The sequence below is a fragment of the Bradyrhizobium sp. I1.14.4 genome, assembly GCF_050435825.1.
Classification (GTDB): Bacteria; Pseudomonadota; Alphaproteobacteria; order Rhizobiales; family Xanthobacteraceae; genus Bradyrhizobium.
The window spans coordinates 141,707-158,060 of the sequence record NZ_JBNDLA010000012.1; the positions used below are offsets into that span (position 1 = coordinate 141,707).

12 protein-coding genes are annotated in these 16,354 nt (G+C 64.9%); 9 read left to right on the plus strand and 3 right to left on the minus strand.

What is annotated here, in order from left to right:
- The first annotated feature begins 118 nt into the window (after positions 1 to 118).
- From ABIB78_RS23830 to ABIB78_RS23845, 4 genes are all read left to right on the plus strand, one after another.
- Positions 119 to 3,592: an indolepyruvate ferredoxin oxidoreductase family protein gene (locus ABIB78_RS23830; RefSeq protein WP_429029036.1), complete on the plus strand. Its 3,474-nt coding sequence runs from the start codon at positions 119 to 121 to the stop codon at positions 3,590 to 3,592.
- A gap of 205 nt (positions 3,593 to 3,797) precedes the next feature.
- Complete coding sequence (locus ABIB78_RS23835; protein WP_429029037.1) at positions 3,798 to 4,184, plus strand: hypothetical protein; 387 nt, start codon at positions 3,798 to 3,800, stop codon at positions 4,182 to 4,184.
- 346 nt (positions 4,185 to 4,530) lie between these two features.
- The gene (locus ABIB78_RS23840; RefSeq protein ID WP_429029038.1) at positions 4,531 to 6,111 is read left to right on the plus strand and encodes an alkaline phosphatase D family protein; all 1,581 of its coding nucleotides are present in this window, start codon (positions 4,531 to 4,533) and stop codon (positions 6,109 to 6,111) included.
- Positions 6,112 to 6,329: 218 nt separating this feature from the next.
- Complete coding sequence (locus ABIB78_RS23845) at positions 6,330 to 7,148, plus strand: aldo/keto reductase (RefSeq protein WP_429029039.1); 819 nt, start codon at positions 6,330 to 6,332, stop codon at positions 7,146 to 7,148.
- Between the two features lie 71 nt (positions 7,149 to 7,219).
- On the opposite strand, the gene ABIB78_RS23850 is transcribed toward ABIB78_RS23845, so the two are convergent.
- A complete protein-coding gene (locus ABIB78_RS23850; RefSeq protein WP_429029040.1) occupies positions 7,220 to 7,453 on the minus strand; it encodes a hypothetical protein in 234 nt (77 codons plus the stop codon).
- Positions 7,454 to 7,686: 233 nt separating this feature from the next.
- Between ABIB78_RS23850 and ABIB78_RS23855 the strand changes: the two genes are divergently transcribed.
- Positions 7,687 to 8,967 (plus strand): amidohydrolase family protein, encoded by a 1,281-nt coding sequence (locus ABIB78_RS23855; RefSeq protein ID WP_429029041.1) that lies wholly within the window; start codon positions 7,687 to 7,689, stop codon positions 8,965 to 8,967.
- 12 nt (positions 8,968 to 8,979) lie between these two features.
- On the opposite strand, the gene ABIB78_RS23860 is transcribed toward ABIB78_RS23855, so the two are convergent.
- Together ABIB78_RS23860 and ABIB78_RS23865 are read right to left on the minus strand one after the other, a co-directional pair.
- Positions 8,980 to 10,218 (minus strand): PLP-dependent aminotransferase family protein, encoded by a 1,239-nt coding sequence (locus ABIB78_RS23860; protein ID WP_429029042.1) that lies wholly within the window; start codon positions 10,216 to 10,218, stop codon positions 8,980 to 8,982.
- Between the two features lie 61 nt (positions 10,219 to 10,279).
- Positions 10,280 to 10,822, minus strand: coding sequence for a DUF3124 domain-containing protein (locus tag ABIB78_RS23865; RefSeq protein WP_429029043.1), 543 nt, complete (start codon positions 10,820 to 10,822; stop codon positions 10,280 to 10,282).
- A 59-nt stretch (positions 10,823 to 10,881) separates the two neighbouring features.
- Here ABIB78_RS23865 and ABIB78_RS23870 point away from each other — a divergent pair, with 59 nt between their 5' ends.
- The 4 genes from ABIB78_RS23870 to ABIB78_RS23885 all read left to right on the plus strand — a co-directional run bounded on the left by ABIB78_RS23870 (position 10,882) and on the right by ABIB78_RS23885 (position 16,313).
- On the plus strand, positions 10,882 to 12,627 hold the full coding sequence (locus ABIB78_RS23870) for a cation:proton antiporter (protein WP_429029044.1): 1,746 nt from the start codon (positions 10,882 to 10,884) through the stop codon (positions 12,625 to 12,627).
- Between the two features lie 140 nt (positions 12,628 to 12,767).
- Positions 12,768 to 13,844, plus strand: coding sequence for a 3,4-dihydroxy-2-butanone-4-phosphate synthase (gene ribB / locus ABIB78_RS23875; RefSeq protein WP_429029045.1), 1,077 nt, complete (start codon positions 12,768 to 12,770; stop codon positions 13,842 to 13,844).
- Positions 13,845 to 14,035: 191 nt separating this feature from the next.
- A complete protein-coding gene (locus ABIB78_RS23880; protein WP_429029046.1) occupies positions 14,036 to 15,250 on the plus strand; it encodes an acyl-CoA dehydrogenase in 1,215 nt (404 codons plus the stop codon).
- Positions 15,251 to 15,395: 145 nt separating this feature from the next.
- On the plus strand, positions 15,396 to 16,313 hold the full coding sequence (locus tag ABIB78_RS23885) for an MBL fold metallo-hydrolase (RefSeq protein WP_429029047.1): 918 nt from the start codon (positions 15,396 to 15,398) through the stop codon (positions 16,311 to 16,313).
- Positions 16,314 to 16,354 lie beyond the last annotated feature (41 nt).

Here is a 16,354-nt window from a genome sequence, read left to right on the forward strand (position 1 = left end):
GCCATGGAACAGGGCTGTTCATGCATAGCAAAATCAGTTCACGCTGATGCATGATCAAGCGCAGGATAATGAGACCGGTTCGGACCGGCGCGGCGTAACCGGCGGGGAGCCTTTACTGATGGCGTTGATGGAAGTTGGACTGGACGACAAGTACCGGTTGGACACCAAGCGAATCTTCCTCTCCGGTACCCAGGCGCTGGTCCGCTTGCCCATGTTGCAGCGCGAACGCGACCGCGCGCACGGGCTGAACACCGCGGGTTTCATCTCCGGTTACCGCGGCTCGCCGCTCGGCATGTATGACCACGCGCTGTGGCGGGCGAAATCCTTCCTGAAGCAACACGACATCGCCTTCGTTCCCGGCCTCAACGAGGATCTGGCGGCGACTGCGGTGTGGGGCAGCCAGCAGGTCGGCATGTTTCCCGGCGCCAAGGTCGATGGCGTGTTCGGCATCTGGTACGGCAAAGGCCCCGGCGTCGACCGCTCGCTCGATGCGCTCAAGCACGCCAATTCCGCCGGCACTTCGCCGAATGGCGGCGTGATCGCGCTGGCCGGTGACGACCATGGCTGCCAGTCCTCCACGCTCGCACATCAGAGCGAGCAGGTGTTCGCCTCGGCGCTGATGCCGGTGGTCAATCCGGCGACGCTGCAGGATTACCTCGACCTCGGCATCCTCGGCTTTGCGCTGTCGCGCTATTCGGGGTGCTGGGTCGGCTTCAAGGCGATCTCGGAGACGGTGGAAAGCTCGGCCTCGATCGTCAGCGATCCCGATCGCATCAAGATCATCATGCCCAGTGATTTCGAGATGCCGCCGGATGGGCTCTCGATCCGCTGGCCGGATCCGCCGCTGGAGGCCGAGCGCAGGCTGCACGGACCCAAGATGGAGGCGGTGGCCGCCTTCGCGCGCGTCAACCGGTTCGATCGCATCGTGCTGGATTCCAAGCCGGCACGGCTCGGTATCATGGCGACCGGCAAGGCCTATCTCGATCTGCGCCAGGCGCTCGCCGATCTCGGCATCACCGATGCCGATGCGCAGGCGCTCGGCTTGCGCATCTACAAGGTGGCGCTGACCTGGCCGCTCGAAGCGCGCGGCGCGCGCGCCTTCGCCGAAGGCCTGCAGGACGTGCTCGTGGTCGAGGAGAAGCGCGGCTTCATCGAGGACCAGCTGATCCGCATCCTCTACAACATGGACGCGTCGAAGCGTCCCTCGGTGGTCGGCAAGCGCGACGAGAGCGGCGCGCCGCTGCTGCCGAGCGAGGGCGAGCTGACGCCGACCATGGTCGCGGCTGCCGTGGTGGCGCGGCTGCGCCGGCTCGGCCACCGCAGCCCGCTGCTGGAGCAGCGTCTGGCAAAGCTCGAGGCGTTCGATCGTCCGGCGGAAGGTACGGGCACCGCGAAACTGCAGCGCACACCGTATTTCTGCTCGGGCTGTCCGCACAACTCGTCGACCAAGATTCCCGAAGGCAGCCGCGCCATGGCCGGCATCGGCTGCCACGGCATGGCGCTGTCGGTGCCGAACCGCAACACCCAGACCATCTCGCATATGGGCGCGGAGGGCGTGAGCTGGATCGGGCAGGCGCCGTTCACCAACGAACAGCATGTGTTCCAGAATCTCGGCGACGGCACCTACACCCACTCCGGTCTGCTGGCGCTGCGCGCCGCTGCTGCGGCCGGCGTCAACATCACATACAAGATCCTCTACAACGACGCGGTGGCGATGACCGGCGGCCAGCCGGCCGAAGGCGGCTTCACCGTGTCGCAGATCGCGCATCAGGTTGCCGCCGAGGGCACCAAGCGGCTCGCGATCGTCTCCGACGATCCCGACAAATATCCCGCCAACTACTTCCCGTCCGGCGCCACCATCCACCATCGCCGCGAGCTCGATGCCGTGCAGCGCACCTTGCGCGAGATCGAGGGCCTCACCGTCCTGATCTATGACCAGACCTGTGCCGCCGAGAAGCGCCGCCGCCGCAAGCGTGGGCTGTTCCCCGATCCGGCCAAACGCGTCTTCATCAACGAGCGCGTCTGCGAAGGCTGCGGCGACTGCTCGGTGGCGTCGAACTGCGTCTCGGTGCAGCCGCTGGAGACCGAGCTCGGCCGCAAGCGCCGCATCGACCAGTCGAACTGCAACAAGGATTTCTCCTGCATCGAGGGCTTCTGTCCGAGCTTCGTGATGGTGCAGGATCCCAAGCTGCGCAAGGTAGACCGCACCGCCGCCGATCCCAAGGCGCTGTTCGCCGACCTGCCGGTGCCGCCTGCGGCCGCGCTGAGCACCCCCTACAACATCCTGATCACCGGCATCGGCGGCACCGGCGTCATCACCATCGGCGCGCTGCTCGGCATGGCCGCGCATGTCGAGGGCCTCGCCTGCTCGACGCTCGACTTCACCGGCCTGTCGCAGAAGAACGGCGCTGTCATGAGCCATGTCCGCCTCGCGCCGGCGGCCGACATGCTGACCACGGTTCGCATCGCACCCGGCAATGCCAATCTGATCCTCGGCTGCGACCTCGTGGTTGCCACCAGCGTGCCGGCGCTGAGCCGCGCCGAGCGCGGCGTTACCCGCGCCGTCGTCAATGCCGATCTGTTGCCGACCGCGAGCTTCGTGATCGACCCCGATATCGATTTCGAGGCAAGTTCCATGCGCGACGCGCTGAATGGCGCGGTAACGCCTGATGATCTCGACGTTCTCGATGCCACCGGGCTTGCGACTGCGCTGATGGGCGACAGCATCGCGACCAATGCCTTCATGCTCGGCTTTGCGTTCCAGCGCGGTGCGATCCCACTGTCGCTCGAAGCGATCCTGAAGGCGATCGAGCTCAACGGCGCCGCAATCGAGATGAACAAGACCGCGTTCTCCTGGGGCCAGCTTGCCGCGCACGATTTGCAACGCGTGGTCAGCGCCGCCCGCTTCAAGAGCGCAGGTGCTGCGCCGGCCAAGAAGACGCTGGACGAGGCGATCGCGTTCCGCGCCAAATTCCTCACCGACTATCAGGATGAGGCTTACGCCAAGCGCTATCTCGACGACGTCGGGCGCGTCCATACCGCCGAGGCCGCGGCAGCTCCGGGTTCGCAGGACCTGACCGAGGCCTTTGCAAAGGGCCTGTTCAAGCTGATGGCCTACAAGGACGAATACGAGGTCGCACGGCTCTATTCCGACGGCGAGTTCAGCAAGGCGTTGAAGGAGCAGTTCGAGGGCAATTCCGGTTTGAAGGTCTTGTTGGCGCCGCCGCTGCTCGCGCAGCGCGATCCCGTCACCGGGCGTTTGCGGAAGCGCGAATTCGGCCGCTGGGTGTTCACCGCGTTCGGCATGCTGGCGCGGCTGAAGGGCTTGCGCGGCACCGCGTTCGACATCTTCGGCTACACCGCGGAGCGCAAGATGGAGCGTGCATTGCCGGTCGACTACTCGGCGATGATCCTGCGTCATCTCGACGGCAGGAAGCCGCTCGACCTGCCGCGCCTGGTGGCGCTGGCCAAGGCTGCGGACCTCGTGCGCGGCTATGGCCACATCAAGGAGGGCAACGTTGCCCGCTACCGCACCGAATGCGTGCGGCTGGAGCGCGCGATCGGCCAGCCGCTGGCGCAGGCGGCCGAGTAGAGGGAGGCGGCGGACGGCGGCCGGGGAACTTTGCGCTGTTACGCCGGTTGACCGGTAACCTTGCTCGCGAGCTGCGGCTGGATTCGCGCGGCCGGGCCCCTACATGATGGCTGTTCTGTTCGAGTGATTTCAGGAGGCCCTTTTGACGGTCCTGAAAAGCGCTTTTGTTGCAACCGTTTGTACCGCGTGCCTGGCGTGGGGTGGCGTGGCGTCTGCCGATGAGTATCGCCCGAGCGAGTTCTTCAGCCTCGATCTCTCCCGGGCCGTGCTGTCGCCGAAGCCGCTTGGCCCGCCGGCGCAGTTCGAGCCGGTGCCAGTCGAGGCCAACACCGACCACACTCCCGATCAGCATGCGAATGTCGAGCCGCAGGTCGAGGAGCCGAAAGTCGAGCAGTCGAAAGTCGAGCGGCGGAAGGCCGTTCAGACCACCAGGGTGACGGCACCGCATGAGAGGAAGCGCGCGGTCGCACACGTCCCCGCCCGCGCCAAGCTCGCTCGCCGGCACTCGAATCCGCTCAATGCCGAAGCCCGCGACACCAGGATCCAGACCTGGCCGTGCCGCACCGGCGGCATCTGCAACTGGCGGCGGTGAAGCGCCGTCGCGTCGCTACTTTGTTCGAAGCGCGCCAATCCCCAAACCGTCATCCAGAGGTGGCCGCTTCTTCAGCGGCCCTCGAAGGATCGACGGCCCGGCTGTTGCGACGTGCGGGCTGAGCCACCGGGGCCGTGCATCCTTCGAGACGCGCGCAAGCGCGTGCTCCTCAGGATGACGGGTTCATTGCCAGGGCGCGAGGCAACAGAGGCCGCCTCGAGAGCCACCATCGTTCCCCAGAGTCACACCGCCGTCGCAAAACCGTCGGCGGAGAGTCAAGAAACCGTAAGAGCGGAGTCAAGGAGCGCAGGCAAAACCTTCGTTGCGATTCGACGAAGGTTATTCGATGCCGACAGCGATCTCCGCGAGGAGGCGAGGCCTCACCCGGCGTCAGCTTCTGGTGCGCTCGGCGTCGACGGCCGCGCTGGCTGGAGTCGGCTCGCTCGCAAGACCCTATCTGAGCCGCGCCGCGGATCGTCCCGTGATCGCGGGCATCCAGTCCGGCGACGTGGCAAGCGATTCCGCTGTCATCTGGGCCCGCGCCGATCGCACCGCGCGGATGCACATCGAATGCGCCGCCGTCGAGAGCTTCGCCGCCATCCTGCGCACGGCGTCAGCCGATGCGCTGCCCGAGCGCGACTTCACCGCAAAGCTGCTGCTCGATGGCCTGCCGCCGGGCCAGGACCTGTTCTATCGTATCAGCTTCGAGGACGGCGACGGTGTCGTCGGCGAAAGTCGTGTCGGGCATTTCCGCACCGCTCCGCTCGATCGCCGTTCGGTCTCGTTCGTTTGGTCCGGCGACGTCGTCGGGCAGGGCTGGGGTATCGATCCCGCGCGCGGCGGCTTGCGCAGCTATCGCACCATGCTGAACGAGCGCCCGGACTTCTTCATCCATTCCGGCGATCACATCTATGCGGACTGCACGGTGCCGTCGGAGCAGAAGCTGCCGAACGGTGAGGTCTGGCGCAACATCGTCACGGAGGAGAAATCCGTCGTCGCGCACAGCCTCGAAGAGTTTCGCGGCAACTACAAATACAATTGGCTCGACGAGAGTTTCCGCGCCTTCCACGCCGAGGTGCCGATGTTCGCGCAGTGGGACGACCACGAGGTGGCCGACGACTGGTCGCCGCTCGGCACCGCTGATGCGGCCGGCTACGACACGGACGGCACCTCGCGCCTGGTGGCGCGGGCGCGCCGCGCCTTCCACGAATTCATGCCGATGCGGCTGATGCCGGAGCGCGACGGCCGGGTCTATCGCAAGATCGCCTATGGGTCCTTGCTCGACGTCTTCATCATCGACATGCGCTCCTACCGCGACTCGAGCTGGAACAAGCAAGGCGATCCCGACAAGGCTTTCATCCTCGGCGAAAGCCAGCTCGCCTGGCTGAAGCGGGAACTGGTAACGTCGGATGCGACCTGGAAGGTGATCGCGGCGGATCTGCCGATCGGTCTCGTCAGCCTGGATGCGGTCGCACTCGGCGATGGCCCGCCCGAACGGCGCGAGCATGAGATCGCCGATCTGCTGTCCTTCATGAAACGCGCCGGCGTCCGCAACACGGTGTGGCTCACAGCCGACATGCACTACACCGCCGCGCATCATTATGATCCGAACCGCGCGGTGTTCCAGGAATTCGAGCCGTTCTGGGAGTTCGTCTCCGGCCCGCTGCATGCCGGCACCTGGTCGCCGGGCGAACTCGACAATACGTTTGGCCCGAAGGCGATGTACCAGAAGGGCTGCTCGGCCGAGCAGGGCGACAATCTCGCGCCCTGCTTCGGCCTGCAGTTCTTCGGTCGCGTCGACATCGACGGCAAGACCGGCGTGATGAAAGTGACGCTGAAGGACGTCGACAACCACGATCTCTGGTCGGTTGATATCGAGCCGCGGCCGGACGCGCGGCCCGGCCAGATCATGGCGCAGCATATCTGACCCAGAGCGCTTTCGAGCGACGTGGGGTTCCGGTTCTCGAGAAGAAAGCGCGTCGAGCCGGAATCCGTCGCGACATCTTGATTGCGGGCGGCTTGCCCGAAGCGCCGGTTTGCGGGCAGACTGCGGGTTTGACAGTCCTGCCAAATTCATTCCCGCCAAGCGATTTGCTGGCGTGACGTCGCCGATGGCATCGGCGTCCCACGCATCAGGAGCTATCCATGGAAGATCTGCAGACACAGGGCATCAGCCTGCCGCAGCTCGGGCTCGGCACCTTCCGCATGCAGGGCGATGCCTGCCGCGCGGCGGTCGAGAGCGCGCTCGGGCTCGGCTACCGCCATATCGACACCGCCGAGATGTACGGCAATGAAGAGGCGATCGGAGCGGCGATCGCGGCATCCAAGGCCGCACGCAAGGACCTGCATGTGACCACCAAGGTCTGGCACGAGAACCTGGCGCCGGATGCGATCCGCAAAGCGTTCGACGTCAGCCTGAACAAGCTGCGGCTCGATCACGTCGATCTCTATCTGGTGCACTGGCCGTCGCGGAGCATGAAGCTGCCGGCGGTTTTCGAGACGCTGATGAAGCTGAAGGAGGAAGGCCGCACCCGCGCGATCGGCGTCGCCAATTTCACCGCCGCGCTGCTCAAGACCGTGGTCGAGGACATCAAGGCGCCGATCGCCTGCAACCAGATCGAATATCACGCGATGCTGGACCAGACCCCGGTGCGCAAATATCTCACCGCCAAATCGATCCCGCTGGTGGCCTATTGTCCGCTCGCCCAGGGTCGCTTCGCGACCGACGGGACGCTGGCGAAAATCGGCCGCAAGCATGATGCGACCGCGGCGCAGGTGGCGCTGAAATGGTTGCTCGATCAGGACGGTGTTGCGGCGATTCCAAAAGCCTCGCGCGCCGAAAGCCAGCAGGCCAATCTCGATGCACTGAAGGTCAAGCTCGACGACGATGATCGCAAGGCGATTGGGGCACTGCGCAAGGACATGCGCTGCGTCAATCCGGGTTTTGCACCGGCGTGGGATTGAGCACGGCGGGCGTTTGATAGGAACGTAGAAAAAATGGCTCCGCGAGGAGCCATTTTCCGTTGTGTCGGTCTTTAGTAGCGATCCGGCCTGATCACCATCCGGTCGTGATCGTGGTGATGCCAGCCGCGGTGCCAACCGCGGTCATGCCAGCCACGGTCACGGCGCATCTCGGCGCGTGCGCCCCAACCACGATCCCAGTGATGATGACCGCCGCGCTTGATCACGACAGTCTCGGCGCTCGCGATCGACGGAACGGCCACTGCAAGCGCACCAATCGCCGCAAGAACAAAACCAATCTTTTTCATCTCATCCTCCTCAAATTGAGCGAGGAGGAAACCGTGCGGGCATCGAAACGTTCCTGAGCAACCAGAGGAGTTTTCTGAACGGTTGTTCAGCAATGACAGCCGTTGCAGCGCTCGCCGCGAGTTGGCCGCATGACCGATCAGTGAGGCCGCTGCCTGCTTTCGGTGGCCTTGCCTAACCGCTGCGTCCGACGCATCATCACGCCATAAAAATCAATGTTCGGGGGGACGTTGCCGTGAGTGGATTTTCTCGCCGGGATTTTTTGAAGGGTACGGGATCGGCCGCTGCTGCCGTCATCGCAGGGCCGGCTGCTGCGGCGATGGGGCCCGACGACAAGTTCGACCTCGTGATCAAGAGCGGCGACGTGATCGATCCCAGCCAGTCGCTGCGCGGCAAGCGCGACATCGGCATCCGCTGGGGCCTCATCGAGGCGATCGAGGACGAGATCCCGGCCGCGCGCGCCAGCAAGACCATCGACGCCTCGGGCAAGCTCGTGATGCCGGGCCTCGTCGACCTGCACTGCCACGTCTACCCCTACGGATCCGCGATCGGCATTCCCGCCGACGAACTGGTGCAATTCCAGGGCACCACGACCGTCGTCTCGGCAGGCGATGCCGGCGTCAACAATCTCGCGGCGCTGCGGCGCTTCATCGTGGCGCAGTCGCGGGCGCGGATCTACGCCTTCGTCCATATCGCCAACAACGGCCTGTCGGCCTTCCCGGTGGCCGAGCTCTACAACATCGACAATGCTCAGGTCGAAGCCTGCGCGATGGCGCTTGCCGAGAACCCGGACTTCCTGATCGGGGTCAAGGTGCGGATGTCGGAGAACGTCATCTTCAAGCACGGCATCGAGCCGCTGAAGCGCGGCATCCAGGCCTGCGAAATGTGCGGCTGGCCGGCGCGGATGATGGTGCATATCGGCGGCGTCGAGACCAGGGAGTTGATGTCCGACATCCTCGATCTGCTGCGGCCAGGCGATATCCTTACCCACGCCTATTCCGGCGCGCCGAACATGTCCGGCGCTTTCACCAACATCGTGCAGGACGGCAAGCTGCTGCCGGCGGCGCTCGCGGCCAAGCAACGCGGCGTGCTGTTCGACGTCGGCCATGGCGGCGGCAGCTTCGATTTCACGGTGGCGGAGATCGCGATCCCCGCGGGCTGCACGCCGGATACGATCTCCTCCGACATCCACGTCTTCTCGGGCAACTCGCCCGGCATCCCGTTCCTGCCCAACGTGATGAGCAAGTTCCTGGCAATGGGCTCCTCGCTGGATCAGGTCGTGGCGATGGCGACCTCGGTACCGGCGCGGATCATCAACCGTACCCCGAAGATCGGCACGCTGCAGCGCGGCGCGCCCGCGGACGTCGCGATCATGGACCTGATCGAAGGTCCGGTCTCCTTCGTCGACACCCGCAACAACAAGCGCGACGGCAATCTGCAGCTGAAGCCGGTGCAGACCGTGGTCAACGGCGTGCCGTTCGGCCGGCCGTATCAGGCGCCGTTTTCGGTGCGCTAGCCGCGCGGATCGCTAGCTTCGCTTCTCCACATTGCTGCTGCGCGCCGGCACGCCGAACTCCTTGCGGCAAACTTCCGCCAGCACGGCGACGCCTTCGCGGATCTGCTCGTGGGAGGGGCTGGCGAAGCAAAGGCGGAGCCGGCTGGTCGAATGGGCCTTGCTGGTCGACCATTCCGGTCCCGGATTGATCGAGACCCCGGCGGCGAGCGCCGCCTGATAGAGCTTCAACGTGTCGACATTGTCGGGCAGCTTGACCCAGAGGAAGATGCCGCCCTTGGGCGCCTCGAATTCGGCGGAGGTGCCGAACTGCTCGTTCAGCGCCTCCATCAGCGTGTCGAGCTTGGCGCGCAAGCCCTTGGTCAGCCGCGGCACATGCGTCGAAAAATGCGGCGCGCAATATTCCGACAGCACCATCTGCTCCAGTGCGCCGGAGCCGGCGTCGGTCTTCAGCGGCAGCATCCGCGACATGATCTCCCAGGGCGCGACGATGAAACCGACCCGCAGTGCCGGCGCGATCGACTTCGAGAACGAGCCGATATGGATCACGCCGCCATGCTGGCTCATGGCGTAGATCGCAGGCGGCCGCTCGCCGTTCCAGATCAGATCGGCATAGCAATCGTCCTCGAAGATCGGTACGCCGTATTCTTTTGACAGCTTCAGCATCTCGGCGCGGCGGCTTTCGGGGAGGATCGAGCCGGTCGGGTTCTGCACGGTCGGGATGGTGTAGATGTATTTCGGCGTGATGCCGCGCCGCTTGTGATCGGCGAGTGCCGCGGCCAGCGCATCGATTCGGATTCCCTCGCCATCGAGGGGAATGCCGACCGCGTTGACGCCGAGGCGCGTCAGCCGGTTCAGCGAACCCTGATAGGTTTCCTGCTCGATCAGCACGGTGTCGCCCTTGGCCAGCAGCGTGTGATTGACCAGATCGAGCGCCTGCAGCGAGCCGGAGACGATCATGATCTCGTCCGGCGTGCAGGCAATGCCGGCGTCACGCTTCAGCTTCTCGGTGAGGAATTGGCGCAACGGCAGATAGCCCTGCGGTCCGTGCGCGAGGTTGTAGGTCGCGAGATTCCTGCCCTCGCGCTTCAGCACGGCGTTGATCGCCTCCAGCAGCCCGTCGACCGGGACCTGGTCGGGATCGTTGTTGCCGCCGACGAAGCTGTATTTGGCGAGCCCGGTCCATCGCGCGGCCGGCGCAGGCAGGCCGGCCGGTAGCAGCGGGGCAAAGTCGAACTGGGCTGAGGTGGACATGGATGTTTCGCTCCGTGTTGTTGTCGTTGAGAAGGTCCGCGGGAAAGGGCCTTCCATGAAGTCAGTTCTTGCCGGTCAGCCTGATCGGGCGGCCCTGGCTGATAAAGGCATAGTGCCCGGCGCCGATGCTGCCCACCATCAACGCCTCGACCGCCGGTTCCGCGATCTCGCCGGCGGCCGCCCAATCGACCACGAAATTTGCGCCGGTGCCGCCGCGGGTATCGGTCGTGGCGATCGAGACCTCGACGGTCGCAAACGGTTTTAGCGCGATCGGCGACTTGAGGTAGCTCTCCACCATCTTGCCTGATGTGTCGAAATAGGCGATCCGCTTCAGCACCAGCGGCCTGGTCTCGGAGGCGTTGTGCACGCTGAGCGTCACCGAGAAATCGGCTCTGAGCTTGCCCTGGCTCATCGACACGCTGGAATACACCGGCACGTAGAATGCACCGGAGGCGGTGAGGCTTTCCGACGGCACCGTGGTCAGTGAATTCGCAAAATTTTGTTCAATACTTGCCGAGGATTGTGCTAGCGCCTCAGTCATGCGCACGGTGAGCAGGCACGCGAGAACTGCCAGAAAAATGCCGCCTGCGCGGATGTGACACATTGCTCGGTTGATCCTCACGCCCGGCCCTCTAGGTTGCGGCAACAGGAAGTCTTTGACGCATGCATGAACTGATTCCCGATATCACGCTCTGTATCCTGTTTGCCTGGGGGCTCGGGCTGTTGGCCCATTTCTCCCGGCAACCGCTGATACTGGCCTACCTTATCGCCGGCTTTTTCATTGGTCCATTCGGCATGGGCTGGGTCAAGTCCCAGGAGTCGATCAGCGTCATCTCCGAGCTCGGCCTGATCTTCATGCTGTTCATGATCGGGCTGGAAATCGACCTCAAGAAGATCATCCGTGCCGGCAGGGTGATCCTGTTCGCCGGCGCCAGCGAGCTGATCGGTGGCTGCCTGATCGGCGTGGCGTTCTTTGCGGGAATCGGGCTTGCGATCGGCGGCGGCAAGTTCGACGCGGTCTACCTCTGCGTCGCCTGCGCGCTGTCCTCGACCGTGATCATCGTCAAGGTGCTCTACGAGAAGCGTGAGCTGGATACGCTGCCGGGCCGGATTACGCTCGGCGTGCTGGTGCTGCAGGACATCTTCGCGATCCTGTTCCTGGCGGTTCAGCCAAGCCTGGACAATCTGCAGATCAGCGTCGTGCTGCTGTCGATCGCCCGCGTTGCGGTGCTGGTCGCGACGGCGCTGGTGCTGAGCCGCTATGTGCTGCCGCGGCTGTTCCACCAGATCGCGCGCCGGCCCGAGCTCGTGCTGCTCGGCGCGCTCGCCTGGTGCTTCCTGATCGGCGAGATCGCCGAGCGGCTGCATCTGTCGCGCGAGATGGGATCGCTGGTCGCCGGCGTTTCGATCTCGACCTTTCCCTACGCGCTCGACGTCACCGCCAAGGTCACGACGCTGCGGGATTTCTTCATCACGCTGTTCTTCGTCGCGCTCGGCATGACGATCCCTATACCGGGCCTCTCGGTGATCTGGCTTGCGCTCGTGATCGCGGCCTTCACGGTGGCGAGCCGCCTGGTCACGACGTTCACGCCGCTCTATCTGATGAAGCAGGGTCTGCGCGCCAGCCTGCTGCCGGCGATCAATCTGGCGCAGATCTCCGAGTTCTCGCTGGTGGTGATCCAGACCGGCGTCGCCGCCAACCACATCGGGACCGAAACCGCCAATGCGGTCTCGTTCGCCTTCGTGGTGCTGGCGGTGCTTTCGACCTTCGCGATGGGCCGCAGCGATCAGATCGTGCGCGGCCTGATCGGTCCGCTGAAGCGGATCGGGCTGCGCGACCTCGACCACCAAGGCGAGGGGGGCGGCGAGGCTGGCCAGGAGGGCGGCCGAGATGAGGGACATGGCGAGATCCGGCGTATCGTGATCCTCGGCTTCTTCCGCGCGGCGAGCGCGCTGATCAGTCAGATCGAGCGGCAGAACCAGTCGCTGCTCGAGCAGATCAGCGTCATCGATTTCAATCCACTTGTGTTCCGCACGCTGTCCGACCGCGGCATGCACGTGATCTATGGCGACATCAGCAATGTCGACACGCTGGTTCATGCCGGCATCGGCAAGGCCGAGATCATCATCCTGAGCGTGCCGGATTTCCTGCTGGTCGGCGCCGACAACGAGAAGCTGGTGCGCCACGTCCGCGCCCTGAACCCGACCGCGCGGATCGTCGCCACCGCCGATCTCCTGGCCGGCGTCGACGATCTCTACGCCGCCGGCGCCGATTACGTGACGGTGACCCGGCTCAGCGACGCCGGCGAGCTCTATGCGGTGATCGAAGCCGCTGACGCCGGCCTGCTCGACGACAAGCGCGCCGAGCTGGACACCCAGTTGAGCGACCGGCGCGAGGTGTTGCCGTAGAAGCTCGCTCCATCCGGGCCACGGGTGCCCGTCACCGTCCTGGTATCCCTGCCGGACGCATGGCGGGTTGCATAATGATACTGGCGCTGACATCGGAACCCGGCTAATCCACTGCCTGCATATAACGAGATGTCAGGACAATGGCCGATACGATCCAGGAAGTGCTGCAAGCCTTTGCGAAGGGTGAACTCGTCGTCGTCACCGACGATGACGATCGGGAAGGCGAAGGCGATCTGATCGTCGCGGCGTCGTTCTGCACGGCGGAGAAGATGGCCTTCATCATCCGCCACACTTCCGGCATCGTCTGCGCGCCGATCACCACCGAGGACGCCCGCCGGCTGCGGCTTGACCCGATGGTGGCGCATAACGAGTCCAACCACACCACCGCCTTCACCGTCTCGATCGACTACAAGCCCGATGGCGGCACCGGCATTTCGGCCGAGGAACGCGCCTCGTGCTGTCGCGCGCTCGCCAATCCCAACGCCGGCGCCAACGATTTTGCGCGCCCCGGCCATATCTTCCCACTGATCGCGCGCGACGGCGGCGTGCTGCTGCGCTCCGGCCACACCGAGGCTGCGGTCGATCTGTGCCGGCTCTCGGGCCTGCCGCCGGTCGGCGTCATCAGCGAGCTGATGAACGACGATGGAACCGTGATGAAGGGCGTGCAGGTCGCGAAATTCGCCGCCGCACACAAGCTCAAGCACGTCACGATCGCGGACCTCATTTCGTATCGCCAGGCACGCGAGAAGCTGATCGAGCGGGTCGCGACCTTCACCACCGAGAGCCCGATCGGCCCGCTGCAGGGCTATGCCTATCGCTCGCCCTTCGACGAGATCATGCACGCCGCCTTCGTCTATAACGGCATCGGCGACGGCCGGGACGTGCTTACGCGGCTGCACAAGCCCAACATCGTCAAGGATCTCTTCACCGGCCAGGCAAGGATGGAAGCCGTGCTGCGGCACTTCAAGGATGCCGGCCGCGGCGTGCTGGTATACTTGCGCGACGGTGCGGCAGGTGTTCCGGTCGAGCCGGTTGGCGAGCAGAAGACGGCAGAGGCCGATCGCCACAGGCAGTGGCGCGAGGTCGGCGTCGGCGCGCAGATCCTGCGCGATCTCGGTGTCACCTCGATCCGGCACCTGACCTCGTCGGTGCACGACTACAAGGGCCTGTCCGGTTTCGGCATCGAGATCGTGTCGAACGAGAAGCTGGAGACCTGACGTCAGTCATTCCGGGGCGATGCGTCAGCATCGAACCCGGAATCTCGAGATTCCCCGGGGCGCAATTGCGCCCCTGAGGTTCACGATGTCGCGTGCCCCGGAATGACAATGATCCCAATTCAATTGCGCTTCGCAGCATAGCGCTTTAATTTATCCGCCAATTTCCGAGTGACGATGCGAAAGGATGTTTCATGAGCGTGCGCCCCCAGGCCAAGGACAAGCCGGCTGCCGCCGGCTTCCAGTGGGATGATCCGTTCCTGCTCGACGACCAGCTCACCGAAGACGAGCGCCTGATCCGCGACACTGCGCGGGCCTATGCGCAGGACAAGCTGTTGCCACGGGTCACCAAGGCCTATCTGGAAGAGAAGACCGACCGCGAAATCTTCAACGAGATGGGCGAGCTCGGCCTGATCGGCGTCACGCTGCCCGAGGAATATGGCTGCGCCAATGCAAGCTATGTGGCCTATGGCCTGGTGGCGCGCGAGATCGAGCGCGTCGATTCCGGCTACCGCTCGATGAACTCGGTGCAGTCGTCGCTGGTGATGTATCCGATCTACGCCTATGGCGACGAAAACCAGCGCAAGAAATATCTCCCCAAGCTCGCGACCGGCGAATGGGTCGGCTGCTTCGGCCTGACCGAGCCGGATGCCGGTTCCGACCCCGGCGGCATGAAGACCCGTGCCGAGAAGGTCGCCGACGGCTACAAGCTCAACGGCGCCAAGATGTGGATCTCGAATGCGCCGATCGCCGACGTGTTCGTGGTGTGGGCCAAGTCATCAGCGCATGACAACCAGATCCGCGGCTTCGTTCTCGAGAAGGGCATGAAGGGCCTGTCGGCGCCGAAGGTCGGCGGCAAGCTCTCGCTGCGCGCCTCGATCACCGGCGAGATCGTGCTCGACAATGTGGTGGTGCCGGAAAGCGCACTGCTGCCCAACGTCTCCGGCCTCAAGGGCCCGTTCGGCTGTCTCAACCGCGCCCGTTACGGCATCTCCTGGGGCGCGCTGGGCGCCGCCGAGGACTGCATGCACCGCGCGCGCCAATACACGCTCGACCGCAAGCAGTTTGGCCGCCCGCTCGCCGCTACCCAGCTGGTGCAGAAGAAGCTCGCCGACATGGAGACCGAGATCGCGCTCGGCCTGCAGGCCAGCTTGCGCGTCGGCCGCCTGATGGACGAGGGCAAGATGGCGCCCGAGATGATCTCGATCGTCAAGCGCAACAATTGCGGCAAGTCGCTCGACATCGCCCGCATGGCGCGCGACATGCACGGCGGCAACGGCATCCAGATCGAGTATCACGTGATGCGCCACGCCGCCAACCTCGAGACGGTCAACACCTATGAGGGCACGCACGACGTCCACGCGCTGATCCTCGGCCGCGCGATCACCGGCATCCAGGCGTTCTCGTAAGGAGCGCTCGCGTGCCGCACAACGATGCTGTCATCGTCCGCGAAAGCGGACGATCCAGCATTCCAGAGGCTCATCGCTCAATCTCGACTGCCGGTGTTTACCGATCCCCCGCTTTCGCGGGGGATGACAGCGAGTAGGTAATCCCATGGCCGACAACGACGACATCCCGTTCAACCGCGATTTTCCGCTGAAGCCCGGCGTGGTCGAGCAGGTCCGCCCCGGCGTGCGCCGCGTCCTCTGCAACAATCCGAGCCCGTTTACCTTCACCGGCACGGTCAGCTACATCGTGGGGCAGGGCAAGGTCGCGATCATCGATCCCGGTCCCGACGACGAGGCGCATGCGAAGGCGCTGCTCGACGCGGTCAAGGGCGAGACGGTGACCCACATCCTGGTCACCCACACCCATCGCGACCATTCGCCGAACACGCCGCGGATCAAGGCCGCGACCGGCGCGCCGGTTTATGCCGAGGGGCCGCACCGCGCCTCGCGCCCGCGCTTCGAGAGCGAGAAGCACAATCCGGAATCCGGCGCCGACCGCGATTTCCGGCCTGACGTCGTGGTCAAGCACGGCGATGTCATCGAGGGCGCGGGCTTTGCGCTGGAGGCGGTCGCCACTCCCGGTCACACCGCCAACCACCTGGCCTTCGCGTGGGCCGAGCGCAGCATCAATTTCGTCGGCGACCATGTGATGGGCTGGTCGACCTCGATCGTGGCGCCGCCCGACGGTTCGATGATCGACTACATGGCCTCACTGGAGCGGCTGGAGCAGCGCCCGGAGCAGCTCTACTTCTCCGGCCATGGCCCGGAGATTCCGGAGGGCCCGCGCTACGTCCGTTTCCTGGCGCGGCATCGCCGGGCGCGCGAGGCCTCGATTCTGCATCGCCTCGGCAAGGGCGAGGCCGACATCCCGACCATGGTGCGGGCGATCTATATCGGGCTCGATCCGCGCCTCGCCAATGCCGCCGGCTATTCGGTGCTGGCGCATCTGGAGGATCTGGTCGCGCGCGGCGTCGTGGCGACGGATGGCGATCCGGTGATCGGCGGGACGTATCGGTTGGCCTAGCTTGTCATTCCGGGGCTCGCGAAGCGAGAACCCGGAATCTC

Bases quoted from the DNA above. Each gene is read 5' to 3' on its own strand.
- ABIB78_RS23830 (WP_429029036.1), top strand. From the start codon at position 119: ATGGCGTTGATGGAAGTTGGACTGGACGACAAGTACCGGTTGGACACC.
- ABIB78_RS23840 (WP_429029038.1), top strand. From the start codon at position 4,531: ATGCCGACAGCGATCTCCGCGAGGAGGCGAGGCCTCACCCGGCGTCAG.
- ABIB78_RS23845 (WP_429029039.1), top strand. From the start codon at position 6,330: ATGGAAGATCTGCAGACACAGGGCATCAGCCTGCCGCAGCTCGGGCTC.
- ABIB78_RS23850 (WP_429029040.1), bottom strand. From the start codon at position 7,453: ATGAAAAAGATTGGTTTTGTTCTTGCGGCGATTGGTGCGCTTGCAGTG.
- ABIB78_RS23860 (WP_429029042.1), bottom strand. From the start codon at position 10,218: ATGTCCACCTCAGCCCAGTTCGACTTTGCCCCGCTGCTACCGGCCGGC.
- ABIB78_RS23865 (WP_429029043.1), bottom strand. From the start codon at position 10,822: ATGTGTCACATCCGCGCAGGCGGCATTTTTCTGGCAGTTCTCGCGTGC.
- ABIB78_RS23870 (WP_429029044.1), top strand. From the start codon at position 10,882: ATGCATGAACTGATTCCCGATATCACGCTCTGTATCCTGTTTGCCTGG.
- ribB (WP_429029045.1), top strand. From the start codon at position 12,768: ATGGCCGATACGATCCAGGAAGTGCTGCAAGCCTTTGCGAAGGGTGAA.
- ABIB78_RS23880 (WP_429029046.1), top strand. From the start codon at position 14,036: ATGAGCGTGCGCCCCCAGGCCAAGGACAAGCCGGCTGCCGCCGGCTTC.
- ABIB78_RS23885 (WP_429029047.1), top strand. From the start codon at position 15,396: ATGGCCGACAACGACGACATCCCGTTCAACCGCGATTTTCCGCTGAAG.